The organism is Streptomyces sp. 135 (assembly GCF_020026305.1).
GTDB lineage: Bacteria > Actinomycetota > Actinomycetes > Streptomycetales > Streptomycetaceae > Streptomyces.
The window spans coordinates 8,638,911-8,655,057 of sequence record NZ_CP075691.1 but is presented as its reverse complement, the minus strand read 5'-3'; the positions used below and the strand labels follow the sequence as shown (position 1 = coordinate 8,655,057).

General features: G+C 70.5%; 14 protein-coding genes and 3 pseudogenes. 8 read left to right on the top strand and 9 right to left on the bottom strand.

Features of this window, described 5'->3' with window-relative positions; all coding sequences use genetic code 11:
• Window positions 1-2: 2 nt before the first annotated feature.
• The 3 genes and pseudogenes from KKZ08_RS37735 to KKZ08_RS37725 form a co-directional block, all read right to left on the bottom strand.
• Window positions 3-830: pseudogene (locus KKZ08_RS37735) on the bottom strand (ABC transporter substrate-binding protein); the annotation flags it as partial.
• 19 nt (window positions 831-849) lie between these two features.
• A pseudogene (locus KKZ08_RS37730) lies at window positions 850-1,668 on the bottom strand (ABC transporter ATP-binding protein); the annotation flags it as partial.
• 89 nt (window positions 1,669-1,757) lie between these two features.
• Entirely contained in the window at window positions 1,758-2,618 is an 861-nt protein-coding gene (locus KKZ08_RS37725; protein WP_223778727.1) for an isocitrate lyase/PEP mutase family protein, read from the bottom strand.
• 488 nt (window positions 2,619-3,106) lie between these two features.
• Between KKZ08_RS37725 and KKZ08_RS37720 the strand changes: the two genes are divergently transcribed.
• Complete coding sequence (locus KKZ08_RS37720; protein WP_223778726.1) at window positions 3,107-4,639, top strand: UDP-N-acetylmuramoyl-L-alanyl-D-glutamate--2,6-diaminopimelate ligase; 1,533 nt, start codon at window positions 3,107-3,109, stop codon at window positions 4,637-4,639.
• Between the two features lie 34 nt (window positions 4,640-4,673).
• On the opposite strand, the pseudogene KKZ08_RS37715 reads toward KKZ08_RS37720, so the two are convergent.
• A pseudogene (locus tag KKZ08_RS37715) lies at window positions 4,674-5,184 on the bottom strand (hypothetical protein); the annotation flags it as partial.
• 91 nt (window positions 5,185-5,275) lie between these two features.
• On the opposite strand from KKZ08_RS37715, the gene KKZ08_RS37710 reads away from it, so the two are divergent.
• On the top strand, window positions 5,276-5,839 hold the full coding sequence (locus KKZ08_RS37710; protein ID WP_223778725.1) for a GNAT family N-acetyltransferase: 564 nt from the start codon (window positions 5,276-5,278) through the stop codon (window positions 5,837-5,839).
• A 52-nt stretch (window positions 5,840-5,891) separates the two neighbouring features.
• Here the strand turns inward: KKZ08_RS37710 and KKZ08_RS37705 are convergent, their stop codons facing one another.
• Window positions 5,892-6,305 (bottom strand): hypothetical protein, encoded by a 414-nt coding sequence (locus KKZ08_RS37705; protein ID WP_223778724.1) that lies wholly within the window; start codon window positions 6,303-6,305, stop codon window positions 5,892-5,894.
• Between the two features lie 234 nt (window positions 6,306-6,539).
• Between KKZ08_RS37705 and KKZ08_RS37700 the strand changes: the two genes are divergently transcribed.
• The 3 genes from KKZ08_RS37700 to KKZ08_RS37690 all read left to right on the top strand — a co-directional run bounded on the left by KKZ08_RS37700 (window position 6,540) and on the right by KKZ08_RS37690 (window position 9,002).
• Complete coding sequence (locus tag KKZ08_RS37700) at window positions 6,540-7,505, top strand: ATP-binding cassette domain-containing protein (protein WP_223778723.1); 966 nt, start codon at window positions 6,540-6,542, stop codon at window positions 7,503-7,505.
• Window positions 7,502-8,362, top strand: coding sequence for an ABC transporter permease (locus tag KKZ08_RS37695; RefSeq protein ID WP_223778722.1), 861 nt, complete (start codon window positions 7,502-7,504; stop codon window positions 8,360-8,362). Before KKZ08_RS37700 ends, KKZ08_RS37695 begins: the two co-directional genes overlap by 4 nt.
• Before the next feature lie 124 nt (window positions 8,363-8,486).
• Window positions 8,487-9,002, top strand: a complete 516-nt coding sequence (locus KKZ08_RS37690) for a GNAT family N-acetyltransferase (RefSeq protein WP_223778721.1) — start codon at window positions 8,487-8,489, stop codon at window positions 9,000-9,002.
• Between the two features lie 111 nt (window positions 9,003-9,113).
• Here KKZ08_RS37690 and KKZ08_RS37685 read toward each other — a convergent pair whose 3' ends face one another.
• The 3 genes from KKZ08_RS37685 to KKZ08_RS37675 form a co-directional block, all read right to left on the bottom strand.
• On the bottom strand, window positions 9,114-9,971 hold the full coding sequence (locus KKZ08_RS37685) for an alpha/beta hydrolase (protein WP_223778720.1): 858 nt from the start codon (window positions 9,969-9,971) through the stop codon (window positions 9,114-9,116).
• On the bottom strand, window positions 9,968-10,591 hold the full coding sequence (locus tag KKZ08_RS37680) for a TetR/AcrR family transcriptional regulator (protein WP_223778719.1): 624 nt from the start codon (window positions 10,589-10,591) through the stop codon (window positions 9,968-9,970). The genes KKZ08_RS37685 and KKZ08_RS37680 overlap by 4 nt, the downstream gene beginning before the upstream one ends.
• An 80-nt stretch (window positions 10,592-10,671) precedes the next feature.
• Complete coding sequence (locus KKZ08_RS37675; RefSeq protein ID WP_223778718.1) at window positions 10,672-11,805, bottom strand: NAD(P)/FAD-dependent oxidoreductase; 1,134 nt, start codon at window positions 11,803-11,805, stop codon at window positions 10,672-10,674.
• 211 nt (window positions 11,806-12,016) lie between these two features.
• On the opposite strand from KKZ08_RS37675, the gene KKZ08_RS37670 reads away from it, so the two are divergent.
• The gene (locus KKZ08_RS37670) at window positions 12,017-12,700 is read left to right on the top strand and encodes a TetR/AcrR family transcriptional regulator (RefSeq protein ID WP_223778717.1); all 684 of its coding nucleotides are present in this window, start codon (window positions 12,017-12,019) and stop codon (window positions 12,698-12,700) included.
• A gap of 56 nt (window positions 12,701-12,756) precedes the next feature.
• On the opposite strand, the gene KKZ08_RS37665 is transcribed toward KKZ08_RS37670, so the two are convergent.
• The gene (locus KKZ08_RS37665) at window positions 12,757-13,953 is read right to left on the bottom strand and encodes an MFS transporter (protein ID WP_223779351.1); all 1,197 of its coding nucleotides are present in this window, start codon (window positions 13,951-13,953) and stop codon (window positions 12,757-12,759) included.
• A gap of 267 nt (window positions 13,954-14,220) precedes the next feature.
• Between KKZ08_RS37665 and KKZ08_RS37660 the strand changes: the two genes are divergently transcribed.
• Window positions 14,221-14,673, top strand: coding sequence for a helix-turn-helix domain-containing protein (locus KKZ08_RS37660; RefSeq protein WP_223778716.1), 453 nt, complete (start codon window positions 14,221-14,223; stop codon window positions 14,671-14,673).
• Between the two features lie 210 nt (window positions 14,674-14,883).
• Window positions 14,884-16,116 carry a cytochrome P450 gene (locus KKZ08_RS37655; RefSeq protein ID WP_223778715.1) on the top strand — a complete coding sequence of 411 codons (1,233 nt, stop codon included), beginning with the start codon at window positions 14,884-14,886 and terminating at the stop codon, window positions 16,114-16,116.
• Window positions 16,117-16,147: the final 31 nt, after the last annotated feature.

Here is a 16,147-nt window from a genome sequence, read left to right as displayed (position 1 = left end):
TGCTACTTCTTCAGCGCCTCGACGACGGAGTCGATGTACTGACTCATCGACTCGGTGCCGCCGAACATCCAGATGCCGTCGGGCAGCCGGTGCACGTTGCCCTTCTTCACGAACGGCAGCGACGTCCACACCTTGTCCTTCTTCAGGACGCCGGTGAACGGGTTGCTGCTCTTGTCGCCGTCGTTGCCGATATAGGCGAAGTGCACGTCCTTGTCGAGCTTGGTGAGGCCCTCGACGTCGGTGGCGCCGAGGCCGTAGGCCTTGTCGCCCTTGGCCGTCCAGTCGTTCTTCAGGCCGAGCTTCTCGTTGACGGCTCCGATGAGCGAACCGCTGGTGTACGGCCGGATCGAGGTCTGGTTGCCGGTGACGTAGCCGTCGGCGAAGGCGTACTTCGCGCCGCCGTGACCGGCGGCGGCGAGCTTCTTCCTGCCCTCGGCGAGCTTCGCCTCGAAGTCCTTCTTGAGCTTCGTGGCCCGCTCGGTGGTGCCGGTGGCCTCGGCGAGGAGGTCGAGGTTCTCCGTCATCTGGCCGATGGGGTCCGCGGCGTCGGCGGGGCGCAGGTTGAGGACCGGGGCGATCTTGCGCATCTGCTTCAGGTGCTCGGTCGCCGCGCGTGATGGGTCGTTCTTCAGCGGGACGGCGGTGTCCCAGGTCTTGTAGCCCTTGACGTCGGCGACGCCGGTCGGGTCGACCCCGAGCGATATCAGGCTCTCCACGGCGTTCCACTCGGTGCCGACGACCTTCTTCGCCGGGCCGTCCAGCTTCACCTTCGTGCCGGTGCCGTCGGTGAGGGTCAGGGCGGAGGCGTTCTTCTTGGCGTCGTCGGCGGCCCGGTGGTCGGTGTGCGAGGCCGATGGCGCGGGTGCGCAGGCGGCCGGTGAGGGGGTCGGAGTCGACTTCGATGCGGATGCCGTACGTGTCGGTCAGCCGCTGCGGTGTCAGTACGTCTGCGGGGTCGCCGTCCGCGACGACCCGCCCCGCGTCCAGCAGCAGGATCCGGTCGGCGATGGCGGCCGCCTGGTCGAGGTCGTGCAGGACGGCTCCGACGGCGATCCCGTGGTCGTCCGCCAGGTCCCGCATGAGGTCGAGGAGTTCGACCTGGTAGCGCAGGTCGAGGTGGTTCGTCGGCTCGTCGAGCAGGAGCACGCCCGTCTCCTGGGCGAGGCAGCCGGCGAGCCAGACGCGCTGGAGCTGGCCGCCGGACAGGTTTTCGGCGCCCCGTTCGGCGAGGTCCGCGACGCCGGTCATGGCGAGGGCACGGTCGACCGCGGCCCGGCCGCCCGGGTCGGTCCTGCCCCAGCGGCCCCGGTGCGGGTAGCGACCGAATTCGACGACGTCCCGCACGGTCAGTCCGCTGGGCGTGGGGCGGCCCTGGGTGAGCAGCGCGACGTGCCGGGAGAACTCGCGGGGGCTCAGGGCCAGGCCGTCGGTCTCGCCGTCGATGACAAGGGTGGCGGTCCGGGGCCGCTGGAGGCGCGCGAGCGTGCGCAGCAGCGTCGACTTCCCGCTGCCGTTCGGACCGACCAGCACGGTCACCTCGCCCGGGCGCAGCGTCATCGCGGCGTCGTGGACGACGTCGACGCCTTCGTACGCCACGGTGACACCCGTGGCCGACAGTTCATGACCCTGGGGGCGCGTGGCCTCGGCGGTCTCTTCACCAACATGCACGCGTCAGAGGTTAGCCTAACCTAACCGTTCCGCGAAACGGGGGGTGGCATCTCGTCGCCTCGCCTTAGCAAGTCGAAATTCGGCCAGGCTCAGGCGTTTTCCGCGTCCTTGGGGTGGTGGCGGGCGATGTTCCGTTCCAGGAGCCGGGTCGAGGCGGCGACTCCGATGCCGCGGACGGGGTCGACGGACGGCAACCTGCCGTCGGCCCGCTTCAGTTCGGTGAGCGCGGCCTCCATCGCCTCGTGCGCGGCGAAGAGGCAGGGCGTGCTGTAGATGGCGACGTCCATGCCGAGATCAGTGAGTTCGGCGAGCGAGAGCCGCGGGGACTTGCCGCCGGCGATCTGGTTGAACAGCAGGGGTTTGCCGTCGACCACCTCGCGGATCCGGCGGATGCCCTCCACGTCGCGTACGCCGTCCACCAGGACCACGTCAGCGTCGGTGGCCGCCAGACACCTGGCGCGCTCCATGATGTCGGCCTCGTCCGTCGCGTCGGTCCGGGCCACCACGACCATGTCCCTGCGGGTCCGCAGCACCATTTCCAGCTTGGTCAGGTACTCGTCGAGCGGCAGCACCTGCTTGCCGTCCGCGTGCCCGCAGCGGCGGGGCCGCTTCTGGTCCTCCAGGATCACTCCGGAAGCCCCGATCCGCTCCAGGCTCTCCACCACGTGACAGGCCACTTCGGGATCGGCGTACCCGTCGTCGATGTCCACGAGCAGGTGGTGCCCCGGGAACGCGCCCCGCAGCCGCTGCGTGAACGCCACCATGTCCGGCCAGGCGATGAAGCCGATGTCGGGCAGCCCGTAGTACGAGGCCGCGAAGCCGAAGCCGGACACGAACATCCCGTCGTAGTGACCGGCGGCGACGGACGCGGAGTACATGTCGTACACGCCGATCAGAGGAGTCGTGCCCGGCGTGGCGATCCGGTCCCGCAACTTCGTTCCGTGCTTCAACGCCTGGCTCCTGATCGTGGGGGAGATTCGCGTGGGGGCTTCAGGTGGAGGGATTCAGGTGGGGGATGCCGGGACAGGATCATCTCGGCGTCGAGAGCGGAACTCCCCGACCCGCGCTACTCTCACCCTCCCGGTGCAGCACATTCACCACAGAAACGTCACTGCCGGACAGGTACGGCGGCCGTACACTCGGCCACATGGGCCACACGGGTTGCACGAGGCAGGGCCGGCGGTCGGCCGCCTCTGAACCGCGCCCCGGCGCCGGACGGCCGGTTGCCGCGGCGGGCCTCCGGACGCCCGGGGCCCGGCGTATCGCCCTGCACGACCACGGCTAGCGAATCTCGCACCGGCTCGCCGCTCCTCCGGTGGCGTGCGCCGGATCTTCTCCCTCGGGTCCATCGGCGCCGGACGCTCTCCGTTTCCGGACGTCACCTCTCGCCCCCAGCTGCGACCGCACGCGCGGGCCGCGCCACTTCGAAGGGATCATCGTGAAGCTGAACGAGTTGTTGGCCGGACACCCACACCACGCACTGCGGGGCGACCCGGGAGCGACCGCGATCACCGGTGGTGTGACTTTCGATGTCGACCGGGTGCTGCCTGGTTCCGTTTTCGTCGCCGTACCCGGTCACCAGGAGGGCGGGCCGGGTTCCGTGGCCGACGCGTTCGCCCGCGGGGCCGCCGCCGTCATCGTCGAGGGGGATGATCCGACGCTGCCTGCGATGCCGTGGCCCGCGGACGGGTGTGTCGTGCGGGTGGCGGACACGCGACGGGCGGCCGCGGTGGTGGCCGCCCGGTACTTCGGCGAACCGGGGCGGCGGATGGACATGGTGGCGATCACCGGCACCAACGGCAAGACGTCCGTCTCGTACATGATCGAATCCGCCCTGCGGATCTCCGCCGGAGCGAAGGTGGGGGTCATCGGGACGGCCGGCAGCCGGATCGGCGACGAACAGATCCGCATGCCGCACTCGGTGCTCTCCACGCCGGAATCGCCCGACCTCCAGTACCTGTTGGGATACATGCGCGACCACGCGGCCAGCAGTGTGGTCCTGGAGGCCACCTCCATGGCCCTGCTGACACACCGGGTGGACCGGACGTTCATCGACGTCGGCGTGTTCACCAATCTGACGCAGGATCACCTGGACGACCACGGGACGATGGCCGACTACCGGGATGCCAAACTCCGGCTCTTCCAGGGCTTGTGCCGGCACGCGGTGGTCAACGCCGACGACCCGGTGGGGGCCGGGATCGCGGCCATGATGCCCGGCGCGGTGACCACTTACGCTCTCGACGCACCGGCGGACTACCGCGCGACCGACCTCGTGGTGAGTGCCTCGGGTACGCGGTTCACCCTGCACCACGAGGGGCGGGCGTATCCGGCGGCGATACCGTTCCCGGGCCGGTACTCGGTGGCCAACTCCCTTGCGACGCTCGCCGCCTGCCACGTACTGGGGCACGACCTGGACGCCCTCGTCGGCGCGCTCGCACAGCTTCCGCCCGTCCCCGGGCGGTTCGAACGCTTCGAGACCCCTGAGGGCGCCACCGTGATCGTGGACTACGCCCACTCCCCCGACTCCCTGGACAAGGTTCTGACCACCATCCGCGGCTACGCACCCGGCCGGGTGATCACTGTCTTCGGCTGCGGCGGCGACCGAGACACCACGAAGCGGGCCGAGATGGGGAGCATCGCGGGCACCCACTCGGATCTGTGCGTCCTGACCTGCGACAACCCTCGCTTCGAGGACCCTGAGGCGATCTTGGACCAGATCACCCCGGGCCTCGCGGCCACCGGCACGCCGTTCGAGCGGCTCGCCGACCGTCGTGAGGCGATCGCCTTCGCGCTGTCCTCGGCCGGTCCCGGGGACACCGTCCTCATAGCCGGCAAGGGCAGCGAACCGCACCAGGCCGTCCGCGGTGAACTGCTCCCGTTCAGCGACATGGAGACCGCGCGGGAACTCGTCCTCGCGCAAGCAGCCGTCCGCCCTTCCGTGCTTCGACCTGTCGATTCGCTGAGCGGGTGAGCGTGATGGCCGGGGGCGGCACGGAGCCGTCTCGGTTCCAGCCGCGCATCCATTCCTCGGTGCCCTCGCACTCGTCGTCGGTGATCATCACGAAGTTCCGCCCGGCGTGGCGGGCCTGATCCAGCAGCGCCGGGGCGCACGCCATGGCCGCGCCGCGCGGCCGAACACCGCACTCTGCTCGGGCAGGCCGAGGCCGGCGGGCTCGGAGGGGGCCACGCGGGAGAGGTCGCCGAGTGTGACGCCGACCAGTTCCCCTTGGTGTTCTCGACCTTGCGGGCGCGCTCACCCTCGGCCATCTGACGGAAGCGGCCGATCAGCTCCGCCCACTGGGCGAGGCGACTGGTGCGCAGCCGTTCGGCGAACCGGGCGCGCCGGTCGAACGGCCTCCGCTCCAGCTCGCCGGGGCCGTGTCCCCAGGCCCGCATCAGCGCGGCCTCCCCGCACACGGCCGCGGCCGCCTTCGCCGTCGCCTTGCGCACGCCGGCGCCGAGTTCGGGGGCCGCCGCCGTGAGGATCCGCGCGGCGGATTCGGCGGACTCGGCGGCAGTCATGAACCCATTACCCGGTGGCCGCGTGACGAGCCGCTGGCTGGGGTCGGCGTGATCTGGCGCGGTGGTGAGCAGGTGAGGAGTCGTGGTGATCACGTGGCGGAGGGTGACCGAGGGAGACCTCGGGTTGGTGCGGCAGTGGCTCATGCAACCGCACGTGGCCCGCTGGTGGAGCCACGACACCTCCGTGGAGGCGGTCGCGCGGGACTTCGGGCCGGCGACGCGCGGCGAGGAGCCGTCCGAGGATCTTCTGGTCATGCTGGACGGCGCGCCCGTCGCTCTGGTCCAACGGTGTCGATTCGCGGACTACCCCAACTACCTGGCGGAGATGACCGACCAGGTCGAACTCCCCGAAACGGCGGTCACGATCGACTACCTGCTCGGCGACCCCGCACGGGTGGGGCAGGGACTTGGCCCCCGCATCATCCGGGAGATCGTGGCGGCCACATGGACCGACCACGCGGACGCGTCCGCCGTCGTCGTCCCGGTCCACGCGGCGAACCGCGCGTCATGGCGGGCCCTGGAGAAGGCCGGACTGCTCAGGATCGGTACCGCCGAACTGACCCCTGACAATCCGGACGACGACCGCACCCATTACGTCTACCGCATCGACAGACCCGTCAGCGAAACCCGAAACGACAGCCCTGGCTGACCAGGGTTTCGTGACGAACCACCGGTCGGCCCGTTGGGCACCCACGTCACGTTCACGTTGCCGATCCCGGCTGGCGGCCGGTCGCAGACAGGCGGAGGTCCCCGGCCCAGCTCTCACAACGGACGCCGCCGGTGGGGAAGGAGAGCTCCAGGGCGACGCGACCGGCGTTCGACACGTGGTCTTCCCGCACCGCCAGAACACTCTCCCCGATGTGGTCCGCGAACGGTGTCTCCTGCCGGCTCGCTCCCACCGTGACGAGCCCCGAGTCGCCCATGTCGTAGCCCGCGTGCGGCTCCGACTCCTCTGCGATCAGGCACCAATCCGATCCGGTCGTGATGCGAACGGCGACACCTCGGCCATCGATCAGCCACACCTCCAGCGGGCCCGCCGGGTCATCGCCGGGGTATACGTGCCACGACGCGACGACCTTCACGACCCGGCGGCCCACCAAGCTCTGCCCGCTCACCCCGGCACCGTGAAGCGGGCACGCGCTCGACTCGTCAGACGCCATCGGCCGACAGTACCGCCCATTGACATCGAGGTTCACGGCGGAGGAGCAGCGCCTGCACGGCGAGACACAGGTGCGTGCGCCATCAGCGGGACATAGCCCCCGGGCGTACGCCCACGGGCTACCGCCCAGCCCGCAGATGTGGCCGCCCGGCCGATGCCCTGGTCGCCCTGTGCGCGGCAGATTCGGACCGTGATCGAAGTACATGAACTGACCAAGCGCTATGGCGACACCACCGCGGTGAACGCCCTGAGTTTCACGGTGCGCCCGGGGCGCGTGACAGGCTTCCTCGGACCGAACGGCGCCGGCAAGACCACCACGCTGCGCATGCTGCTCGGCCTGGTGAGTCCCACCGGCGGTAGCGCCACCATCGGAGGACGGCCGTTCCGCGACCGACCGCGCGGCCTGCGCCACGTCGGCGTGCTGCTCGACGCGGGCGACGTACACGTCGGACGCAGCGGATGGGACCACCTGGCCGCACTCGCCCGCGGCAACGGAATCCCGCGTCACCGGGTCGCCGAGGTCCTGGCCGAGGTAGGCCTCACCGAGGCGGCGCGGCGACGCGTGTCCGGCTACTCGCTCGGCATGAGGCAGCGGCTCGGCATCGCCGCCGCGCTGCTCGGCGACCCGCCGGTCCTCCTCTTCGACGAGCCGCTCAACGGGCTTGACCCGGAAGGTGTGTCGTGGATGCGCGGGCTCTTCCGGCGGCTCGCCGGCGAGGGGCGCACGGTCTTCGTCTCCAGCCACCAGATGGGCGAGATGGAGGACACCGCCGAGCACCTCGTCGTGATCGGCCGCGGGGAGCTGATCGCCGCCGAAAGCGTCGCCCGGTTCGCGGCCCGTGCGTCCCGGCCCGACGTGTCCGTGCGGACGCCCGACGCCGCCGGGCTCGCGACCGTCCTGACCGACGAGGGTGCCGCGGTCCTTGCGGACGGCGAGGGGCTGCTCACCGTCACCGGCCTGCCGGCGGCCCGCATCGGCGAACTGGCATGCGCCCACCGGATCCCGCTGCACGAACTCGCCTCCGGTGGCCGCTCCTTGGAGAAGGCGTTCATGGAACTCACCGCCGACCGCGTGGACTACCTCACAGGGGCGTCCCGCAGCCCAACAGAGAAGCACGAGGAGCACGGGCAGCTCCTCGCGGAAGGAACACGATGAGTACGCCCACCGCGGAGGCCCGGGGCCAAGCGGGCACCACCACGCCCCGCGCCCGCTTCACCGACCTCCTCGCCGCCGAGTGGATCAAACTCCGCTCGCTGCGTTCCACGTACTGGGTGCTCGGCGGTGGCGCCCTCGTCGTGATCGCGATCAATGCGAACTCCGCCTGGTCCAACGCCCGTCGGCTCGCGGGCATGCCCCAGCCTCCGGCCGGGACCGAGCGGCACTTCCGGTTCGACCCGCTGCACACCGCCTTCGTCGAACCGGCCTGGCAGCTCTGGATGGTCATCGCGGCCACTGTGGGGGCGCTCTGCGTCTTCGGCGAGTACACCAGCGGCCTGGTCCGTACGACGTTCACGGCCGTGCCGGACCGCCGTGCGGTGATCGCGGCGAAGACGGCCGTTGTCGCGGCGGTGCTGTGCGCGCTCGGCGTGGTCGTCGCGGGGGTTTCTTTCGGTATGACGCAGGCGCTGCTCCGCGAGGAGGGCGGCCTGTCGGTCGGCGACCCCGGAGCGGTGCGCGCCATCGCGGCCTCCGCGCTGCTCGCTCCGGTGTGCGCGCTGGTCGGCATGGCGCTCGGCGCGGCCATTCGCCATGCCGCGGGCACGGTCGTGGCGGTGGTCGGCACACTTCTGCTGCTGCCTGCGGTCTTGCAGGGCGACACATACCGGTGGGTCAAGGAGATCGGCAACGCGATGCTGCTCTCCGCCTGGCGGCGCCTGGTGGAGAACCCTGCCGTGCCGGGCTCGGCGGAGAAGTATCCGGTGACGCCCGCCGAGGCGTGGACGGTCTTCGCGGTGTGGCCGCTGGTGGCGGTGGCCGTGACGGTGACCGTGGTGTGCCGCCGGGACGTGTGAGCGGCGCCCGCGACAGGCGGAGGTGGACCTGATACGTTCCCTTTCAGTACTCAAGCCTCCCCGGCCGGGCTCCGCCTCCGCGTCCGCCAGGGAGGCTTTTTCATGTCCACAACGAGGGAGACTGATGACCGACGTATCCGCGCGCCTGGCCGATGTGACCGACCAACCCGTGCTGGAGCGCCTCTGGTTGCTCTTCGGGCATGACATGTCGGAGTTCAGCGGCGCTCTGCCCAACCCCGACGGGACCTTCCGGAGTGATCGGCTGCAAGCCGCCTTTGCGCAGGCCGACTGGGCGCCCTACCTCTTGTCCAGTGGCCCCTCCCCCGTCGGTCTCGCTCTCGTCCGCGACCTGACTGCTCCGACACGCGTCCTGAACAGCTTCTTCGTTGTTCGTGGGGCACGCCGGACGGGGATCGGACTGCGCGCCGTTCAAGAGGTCGTGTCGAAACACCCGGGGCCGTGGGAAGTCGCCTTCCAGGATCGCAACGTCGCCGCGGTCGGATTCTGGCGGCGCGTTGCCATCGAGATCGCCGGTGACGCGTGGACCGAGGAACGCAGGCCCGTTCCGGGGCGTCCAGACCTGCCGCCCGATACCTGGATCACGTTCGACGCCCCGGCCGAGGCACATCCGCTGGGGTAATGGCGCCGAGATTTTCCTGACGGGTCGTACCGGTGGGGCGGATCAGTGGCGACCGCGAGTTGAACCCGACCTCCCGGACCGGCACGCCAACGCGAGCGCAGCCCTTGGTCGCTAGTCGATGCCTTCCAGGAACGGGATGAGCTCGTCGATGAAGGGCTCGTTCCGGTCGCCGACCACCATGTGCCCGGCGTCGCCCACATCGACGTACCGCGCGTCGGGGACCTTGTCGCAGAACTCCACGGCGATGTCCTCGCGCACCACGTCGCTGAGCCCGCCGCGGATGAGCAGGATCGGCACGTCGGCGTGGCGGGCGGCGTCGAGAAGACGCTCCGCCATGCCGGGCGGGTCGGTCCGGCCCTCGAAGCCGGCCAGCATCCGGGGGTCCCAGTGCCAGACCCAGCGATCACCGTGGCGTCGCAGATTGTTCCGCAGCCGCTCCGGGTCGTACGGTCGCGTGCGGTGCGGAAGGTAGGCGGCGACCGCGGCGACCGCCTCCTCGACGCTCGCGAAGCCGTCCGGTCGATGGCGCATGAACTCGACGATCCGGCGTACCCCGCGCGGATCCGGCCGGTGGGCGACGTCGACGAGCACCAGAGCGCGAATCGCCGCCCGGGGTGCCTCTCCGGCGGCGAGCAGCGAGCTCAGACCGCCGAGCGAGGCCCCTACGAGCACCGGCCGGTCGCCGAGTTCGGCGACGAGTGCCCGCACGTCATCGGCGAACAGGTCGAGGTCGTAGTCACCGTCGGCTGACCACTGGCTGGTGCCGTGCCCGCGCAGGTCCGGAGCGATGACCCGCCATCCCAGCTCGGCCAGCCGAGGGCCGGTCTGGTCCCAGGCGTGTCGTGTCTGGCCGCCGCCGTGCAGCAGAAGGAGAGGGGGCGAGGACGCTGCACCCCACGTGTTTGCCGCGAGCCGGATCCCGCCCCCGCCCGCGAAGCTTCGGGGCCGTGAGAGTGCGTCGGCCGTCATGACGTGCCTCGTGTCCGCAGCGGTGCCAGCAGTCGGTCTCGGTGGGGGTCGGCGGCCGCCGCGGCGAGCACGACGTCCAGTGCGAACAGAGCGCGCGCGAGGAACCGGTCGTCGTCGATCAGGGCAGCGACCCACTGGTGCAGGGCGCCCACGCACGAGGTGCCGACGGCGGCGGCCAACGCGTCAGTGCGGATGTCGGCGCGCAGGATGCCCTGTGTCTGCGCCTCGGCCATCGCGCGGCGAAGCTGGGTGAGCGGACTGCGGTCGAGTACGAGGCCGCTCTTCGCCCACTCACGCACCAGGCGCCGCGACACGACCGGGTCCTCTACGAACAGTCGTACGGTCGATCGGACGACCTCCCGTGGATCACCGGCCCCCAGTAGGGCCAGGCGGCGTTCGAGTTCGTCCATGAACCCGGCGGCGAGCGCCTCCCAGATCTTCTCGCGCGGTCCGATCAGGTTGTACACGGTGGCCGGGGCGACCTCCGCTCGCTCGGCGATCCGCTCGGTACTGAGCACCGACTCCGGGCTGTCCCGCAGGAGTTCCCGGGTCGCGTCGAGGATCCGAGCTCGCCGCTGGGCCTTGTGCTGCTCACGTAGTCCCCCTTCGGCCGTCTGCATCGCACGCACCCCACCCTTCGCCGAACTTTAGAGAGCACACTAAATTTAGAGGGCAGTACAGGGAATGGGCAAGGGCACGTTCAGCCCGCCTGTGCGTGCCCCGTGAAGAAGCTGACGAGGCTGTGCGGGGCGTTGTCGTCGAGGCACAGCTCGTGGACGCGGAAAGCCTCGGCGGCAGCGGCGGCGCTGCGCGGGAACAGGGCGTTCTCGTACGCGGTGAGTGCGGCTTCGACGTCGCCCGGGTGCGCGGCGAGGGCCTTGCCCAGCTCCGCGCCGTCGTACATGGCGAGGTTCGCTCCCTCGCCCGACGGGGCCATCAGGTGGGCCGCGTCGCCGAGCAGCGTCACGCCGGGCACGCGGTCCCAACGGTGGTCGACCGGCAGGGCGTGGATGGCGCGTGGAACCGGGGCGGTCTCGCCGTCCGTGAGCAGGGCGGTGAGTTCCGGGGCCCAGTCGTGGAACTCCGCGGCGACACGGGCCGTGGCCGCGCCCGCGTCGGAGAAATCGATGGCGTCCATCCACTCCTGCGGCTTGGTGAGTGTCACGTAGGCGTGCAGGACGCCGTCCGGCTCACGGTGGGCGGATATCCCCTGACCGGGGGCGAGCGCGAAGAGCGAGCCGTCACCGACGGCCCGGGCGCAGGCCGGGTGGCGGGTGTCCGCGTCGAACAGGTAGGCCTCGATCAAGGACGTCCCGACATACTCGGGCCTGGCGTCGGACAGCAGGGGGCGGACCCGGGACCATGCGCCGTCCGCGCCGACCAGCAGGCCGGTCGTCACGGTCGTCCCGTCCGCGAACGTCACCTCATGCCGGCCATCCCCGAGGGTGCGGGCCGCGGCGACCTTGTGCCCCCAACGAACCGTGCCGGCGGGCAGCGAGTCGAGCAGGATCTGCCGGAGGGCTCCGCGGGGCACCTCCGGCCGCCCGCCGGTGCCGTCGTCACGCTCTTCCAGCAGGACCTTTCCCTTCTTGTCGAGGACGCGGGACGCCTCGGCGCCCTGGTGGACGATGCCGAGGAATTCCTCGAACAACCCGGCCGCCCGGAGCGCGAGCTGCCCATTGTGGACGTGGATGTCGAGCAGGCCGCCCTGGGTGCGAGCCGATGGTGACGTCTCCGCTTCGTAGACCGTCGCCTCGATGCCGTGTACGTGAAGGACGCGTGCGAGCGTCAGGCCCGCGAGCCCTCCGCCGATGATCGTGACCGGAGTGGTCATGGTCTTTTCCTTTCTGATCGCGGACCGGTGGGCGAACACGGAGCAGCCTCAGGGCACCGGGCACCGGGCACCGGGCACCGGGCACCGGGCACCGGGCACCGGATCGCTCAGCAGGACACCCGCCTGGAACGCCGTTCCAGACACCACACTGGAACGGCGTTCCAGAGATTGTCAAGATGGAACGGCGTTCCACAGCGTCTAAAGTGAAGGCATGGCAACCAGCCCGAGCCGTCCCGAACGACGACAGGAACCGCTCTCACGGGAGCGCATCGTCAGCGCCGCCGTGGAACTCCTCGACACGGCGGGCGAGGGCGGACTCACCTTCCGCGCCCTGGCCAAGCACCTCGCCACCGGCCCCGGAGCGATCTACTGGCACATCACGGGCAGGAGCGAACTCCTCGGCGCCGCCATCGACGCCGTCATGACCACCACCATCCCCGGTGACGACACCGACGCGACGCCGCAGGAAGCGATCCGCGCCTTGGCACTCGGCGTGTTCGATGCCATCGATACCCACCCCTGGGTCGGTACACAGCTCGCCCGCACCCCGTCGCAGTCACCGATGCTGCGAGTCTTCGAACGCATCGGACGCCAGATCCAGGCGCTCGGCGTGCCCGCGGCCGCCCAATTCACCGCCGCGTCCGCGTTGATGAGCTACATCCTCGGAGTGGCGGGCCAGAACGCCGCCAACACCCGGGCGCTCCAGCGGGACACGGACCGGACCGAGTTCCTCGACTCCGTGGCGGCCGCATGGGCGGAACTCGACCCCGACGAGTACGCGTTCACCCGGAGCGTCGCCGGTCAACTGCGCGAGCACGACGACCGGGAGGAGTTCCTCGCCGGCATCGACCTCATCCTGTCCGGGATCACCGCGCGTCGGCAGTCGGCCGGTTGACCCGGCGCTGTCGCCGTGGTCAGCCAGGGTTCGACTCCAACCGCGAGGGCTTACGCTCAACTCCCGCTGCCGGAGGGTATTTCGACGCCGGCGTCCGGGATGTCATGCCGCGTGTACGCCCACAACGCGAGGCCCAGACAGCTGAACGCGGCGCCCAGCACGCAGACGGCGCCCCAACCGGCCACCGCGTAGAGGGAGGTCGCGGCGATGGCGCCGGTGGCGCTGCCGAGCGAGTAGAAGACCATGTATCCGCCGATCAGCCGGCTGCCCGCGTCCGGGTGCAGCGCGTAGATCAGGGTCTGGTTGGTGACATGGACCGCCTGCACGGCGAGGTCGAGAAGGATCACCCCGACGAACAGCGCCCAGAGCGAGCTGCGGGTGAACGCCAAGGGCAGCCACGAGGCGGCGAGCAGCGCCAGGGCGATGCCGGTGGTCCGCCGGGAATGCCCGCGGTCGTTCAGGCGGCCCGCCAGGGTCGCGGCCAGCGCGCCGACGACACCGATCAGACCCAGCGCTCCGATCTCGCTGTGGGACAGGGAGTACGGGGCCTCACTGAGCGGCAGCGCGACGCTGCTCCACAGGGTGCTGAAAGCAGCGAAGATCAGCAGTCCGAACGCGGCCCGGAGCCGCAGCAGTCGTTCCCGTGCGAAGAGAGTGAGAGTGGAGCGCAGGAGCTGTCCGTAGCGCAGGGTGGCCGGTGAAGCGTCGGTGCGGTGTGGCAGTACGCGGTACAGGACCAGGGCGAGCAGAGCGGTGAGCGTGGCCGAGGCGAGGTAGACGGAACGCCAGCCAGCGAGATCCGCCATGAGCCCTGATGCGGTACGGGCGAGCAGGATTCCGATGACCACGCCGCTGGTGACCAGACCGACGACCCGTCCGCGCCCGGCGGGAGGGGCGAGCGAGGCCGCGAAGGCCACCAACGTCTGCGTGACGACCGCGAGAAGCCCGGTCGCGGCCATGCCCACGAGCAGGATCGCCGCCGTGTGGGCGGTGGCTACGACGGTCAACGCCACCACCAGGAGCAGCAATTGGGCGACGACGAGCCGTCTGCGGTCGGCCATGTCGCCCAGCGGTACGAGGAAGAAGAGGCCCAGCCCGTATCCGACATGCGTAAGGGTGACCACGCTGCCGACGAGTGCCGGGCTCATGGCGAGGTCGTGGCCCATGGTCACCAGGAGCGGCTGGGAGAAGTAGACGTTCGCCACCGCGGCCCCGCAGGCGACGGCGAACAGGATGACGACACCACGGGTCAGGGCTGACGACGCGGCACTCTCTTCGCTGCGGACGTCGCCCCTGGTCCGCCCTGTCCGCCCTGTCTGCCCTCTCCGTCCCGTCTCTCCTGTCCGTCCCGTCTCTCCTGTCCGCCCTGTCCGTCCCGTCCGTCCCGTCCGTCCTGTTGCAGCCTCGCCGTTGCCGGACATCAGCCCTCCTCCGCACTTCTGGTTTCATCTTGCTACCACTGCGGTGACGGTAACTTTTTTGGTAGCATGTTGCAACCAATGTTGGGAGTGAGGGAAGCCATGGTGACCAGGACGCGCTTCGACGACAGCGAATGTCCCGTCGCCCGGTCGGTGGACGCGATCGGCGACTGGTGGTCCCTGTTGATCGTGCGGGACGCCTTCGACGGAAGCCGGCGCTTCGGGGAGTTCCAGCGGAGCCTTGGCGTGGCGAAGAACATCCTCACCGCCCGGCTGCGCACCCTTGTCGCCGGCGGTGTGCTCGAATCCGTCCCCGCCTCGGACGGCAGCGCCTATCGCGAGTACGTACTGACCGCGAAGGGCAAGGCGCTCTTCCCCGTCATCGTGGCGCTGCGACAGTGGGGCGAGCAGAACTTCTTCGCTCCCGGCGAGCCGCACTCGGAGTTGGTCGACCGCCGGCGGGGACAGCGCCTCCGCCCCCTGGAAGTGCTGTCCGCGGACGGGCGACAGCTCGACCCCGACGACACCACCGTCCACAAGCTGCCCACCGACTGATCCGAGCGGACCCCGGGTGCTGATGCGCGGGCGAGAGCCGAGGCGCTCGGGCCACCCCGAATGAGTGCGAGCGAGCGCTCGCAGACCGACCGTGCTGAACCCACAAGCGGGCGCGAACCGTCCTCACCACAACGGCAGTACGATCGCCGTCCGTTGTGGCGTCCGGGCATGGGCCGGACACCACCGCACGGCCGACCCGGGAGACGCGCCATGAGCTCGCACGAGCACTGCCCGTATCAGGACGGCAGGGTAGTCATCGACCCCGCCTTCAAGGCTGAGGCGCCCGCGCGGTACGCCCGGCTCCGGGAGCTCGGCCCCATCCATCCGGCGGAGTTCCACCTCGGGCTGAAGGGCTGGGTGGTCGTCGGATACGAGCTGGCCCGGGTGGCGTTGACGCATCCCGCCCTGCTCAAGGACTCCACGCCCGCCGCCGAGGCCCTGGCCGCCGCCGGCTACGTCCTCCATCGGCCCTCGGTCGGACTCGGCGCCCAGATGATGGAGGCCGACCCGCCCGAGCACACCCGTCTGCGCCGTCTGGCGGCGGCCGCCTTCACCCCACGTCGTACGGCCGACATGGCACCGCGCATCGAGCAGATCGCCCACGACCTGATCGACGCGATGCCGCCGTCGGGTGAACTCGACCTCGTCGAGGCGTTCGACGCCCCGCTGCCCGCCACCGTCATCGCCGAACTCCTCGGCATTCCGCAGCAGCACCAGCGGGACTTCAGCCGCTGGTCGGGACAGGCGCTCCAGGTGGCCTCCCCCGAGCACCGTCCGGCCCTGGCCGCTCTGCACGGGCTGCTGGCCGAGCTGGTCGCGGACAAACGCCGCCGCCCTCAGGACGACCTGCTGTCCGCTCTGGTCGCCGTACGCGATCAGGAGGATGGCCGGCTCTCCGAGGAGGAGTTGGTCGGCACGGCCATGATGCTGGTCGTCGCGGGCCATGAGAGCACGGTGAACCTCCTGGGCAACTCCGTACTGGCTCTGCTTCAACACCCGGATCAGCTGCGGCTGTTGCGCGAGCGGCCCGAGCTGCTGCCCGGAGCGGTGGAGGAGTTCCTGCACCACGACACCTCCGTAGAGCGCTCGACGAGTCGCTACGCGGCGCGGGACCTCGAACTGGGCGGGGTGTCGATCCCTCGCGGCAGCATGATCTCCGTCGCTCTCGGCTCGGCCGGGCAGGACGCGCCGCAGCTGGACGGCGACGCCCCGGCGGTCCTCGACGTGACCCGGCCGGGCGCCCGTCACCTGGCCTTCGGGCACGGCATCCACTACTGCCTGGGCGCGCCGCTCGCCCGGCTGGAGACGGCCATCGCCCTGCGCATCCTGTTGTCCCGCGTCCGCGAACTGGAACTGGCCGTCCCGCTGGACTCGCTCGAATGGATCGGTTCCGGCATCATCCGTGGCGTGCTGTCCCTTCCGGTGCGCTACCGCGTCGGCTGACGGCGGCCGGTCTCAGGCCGCCCCGCCGACC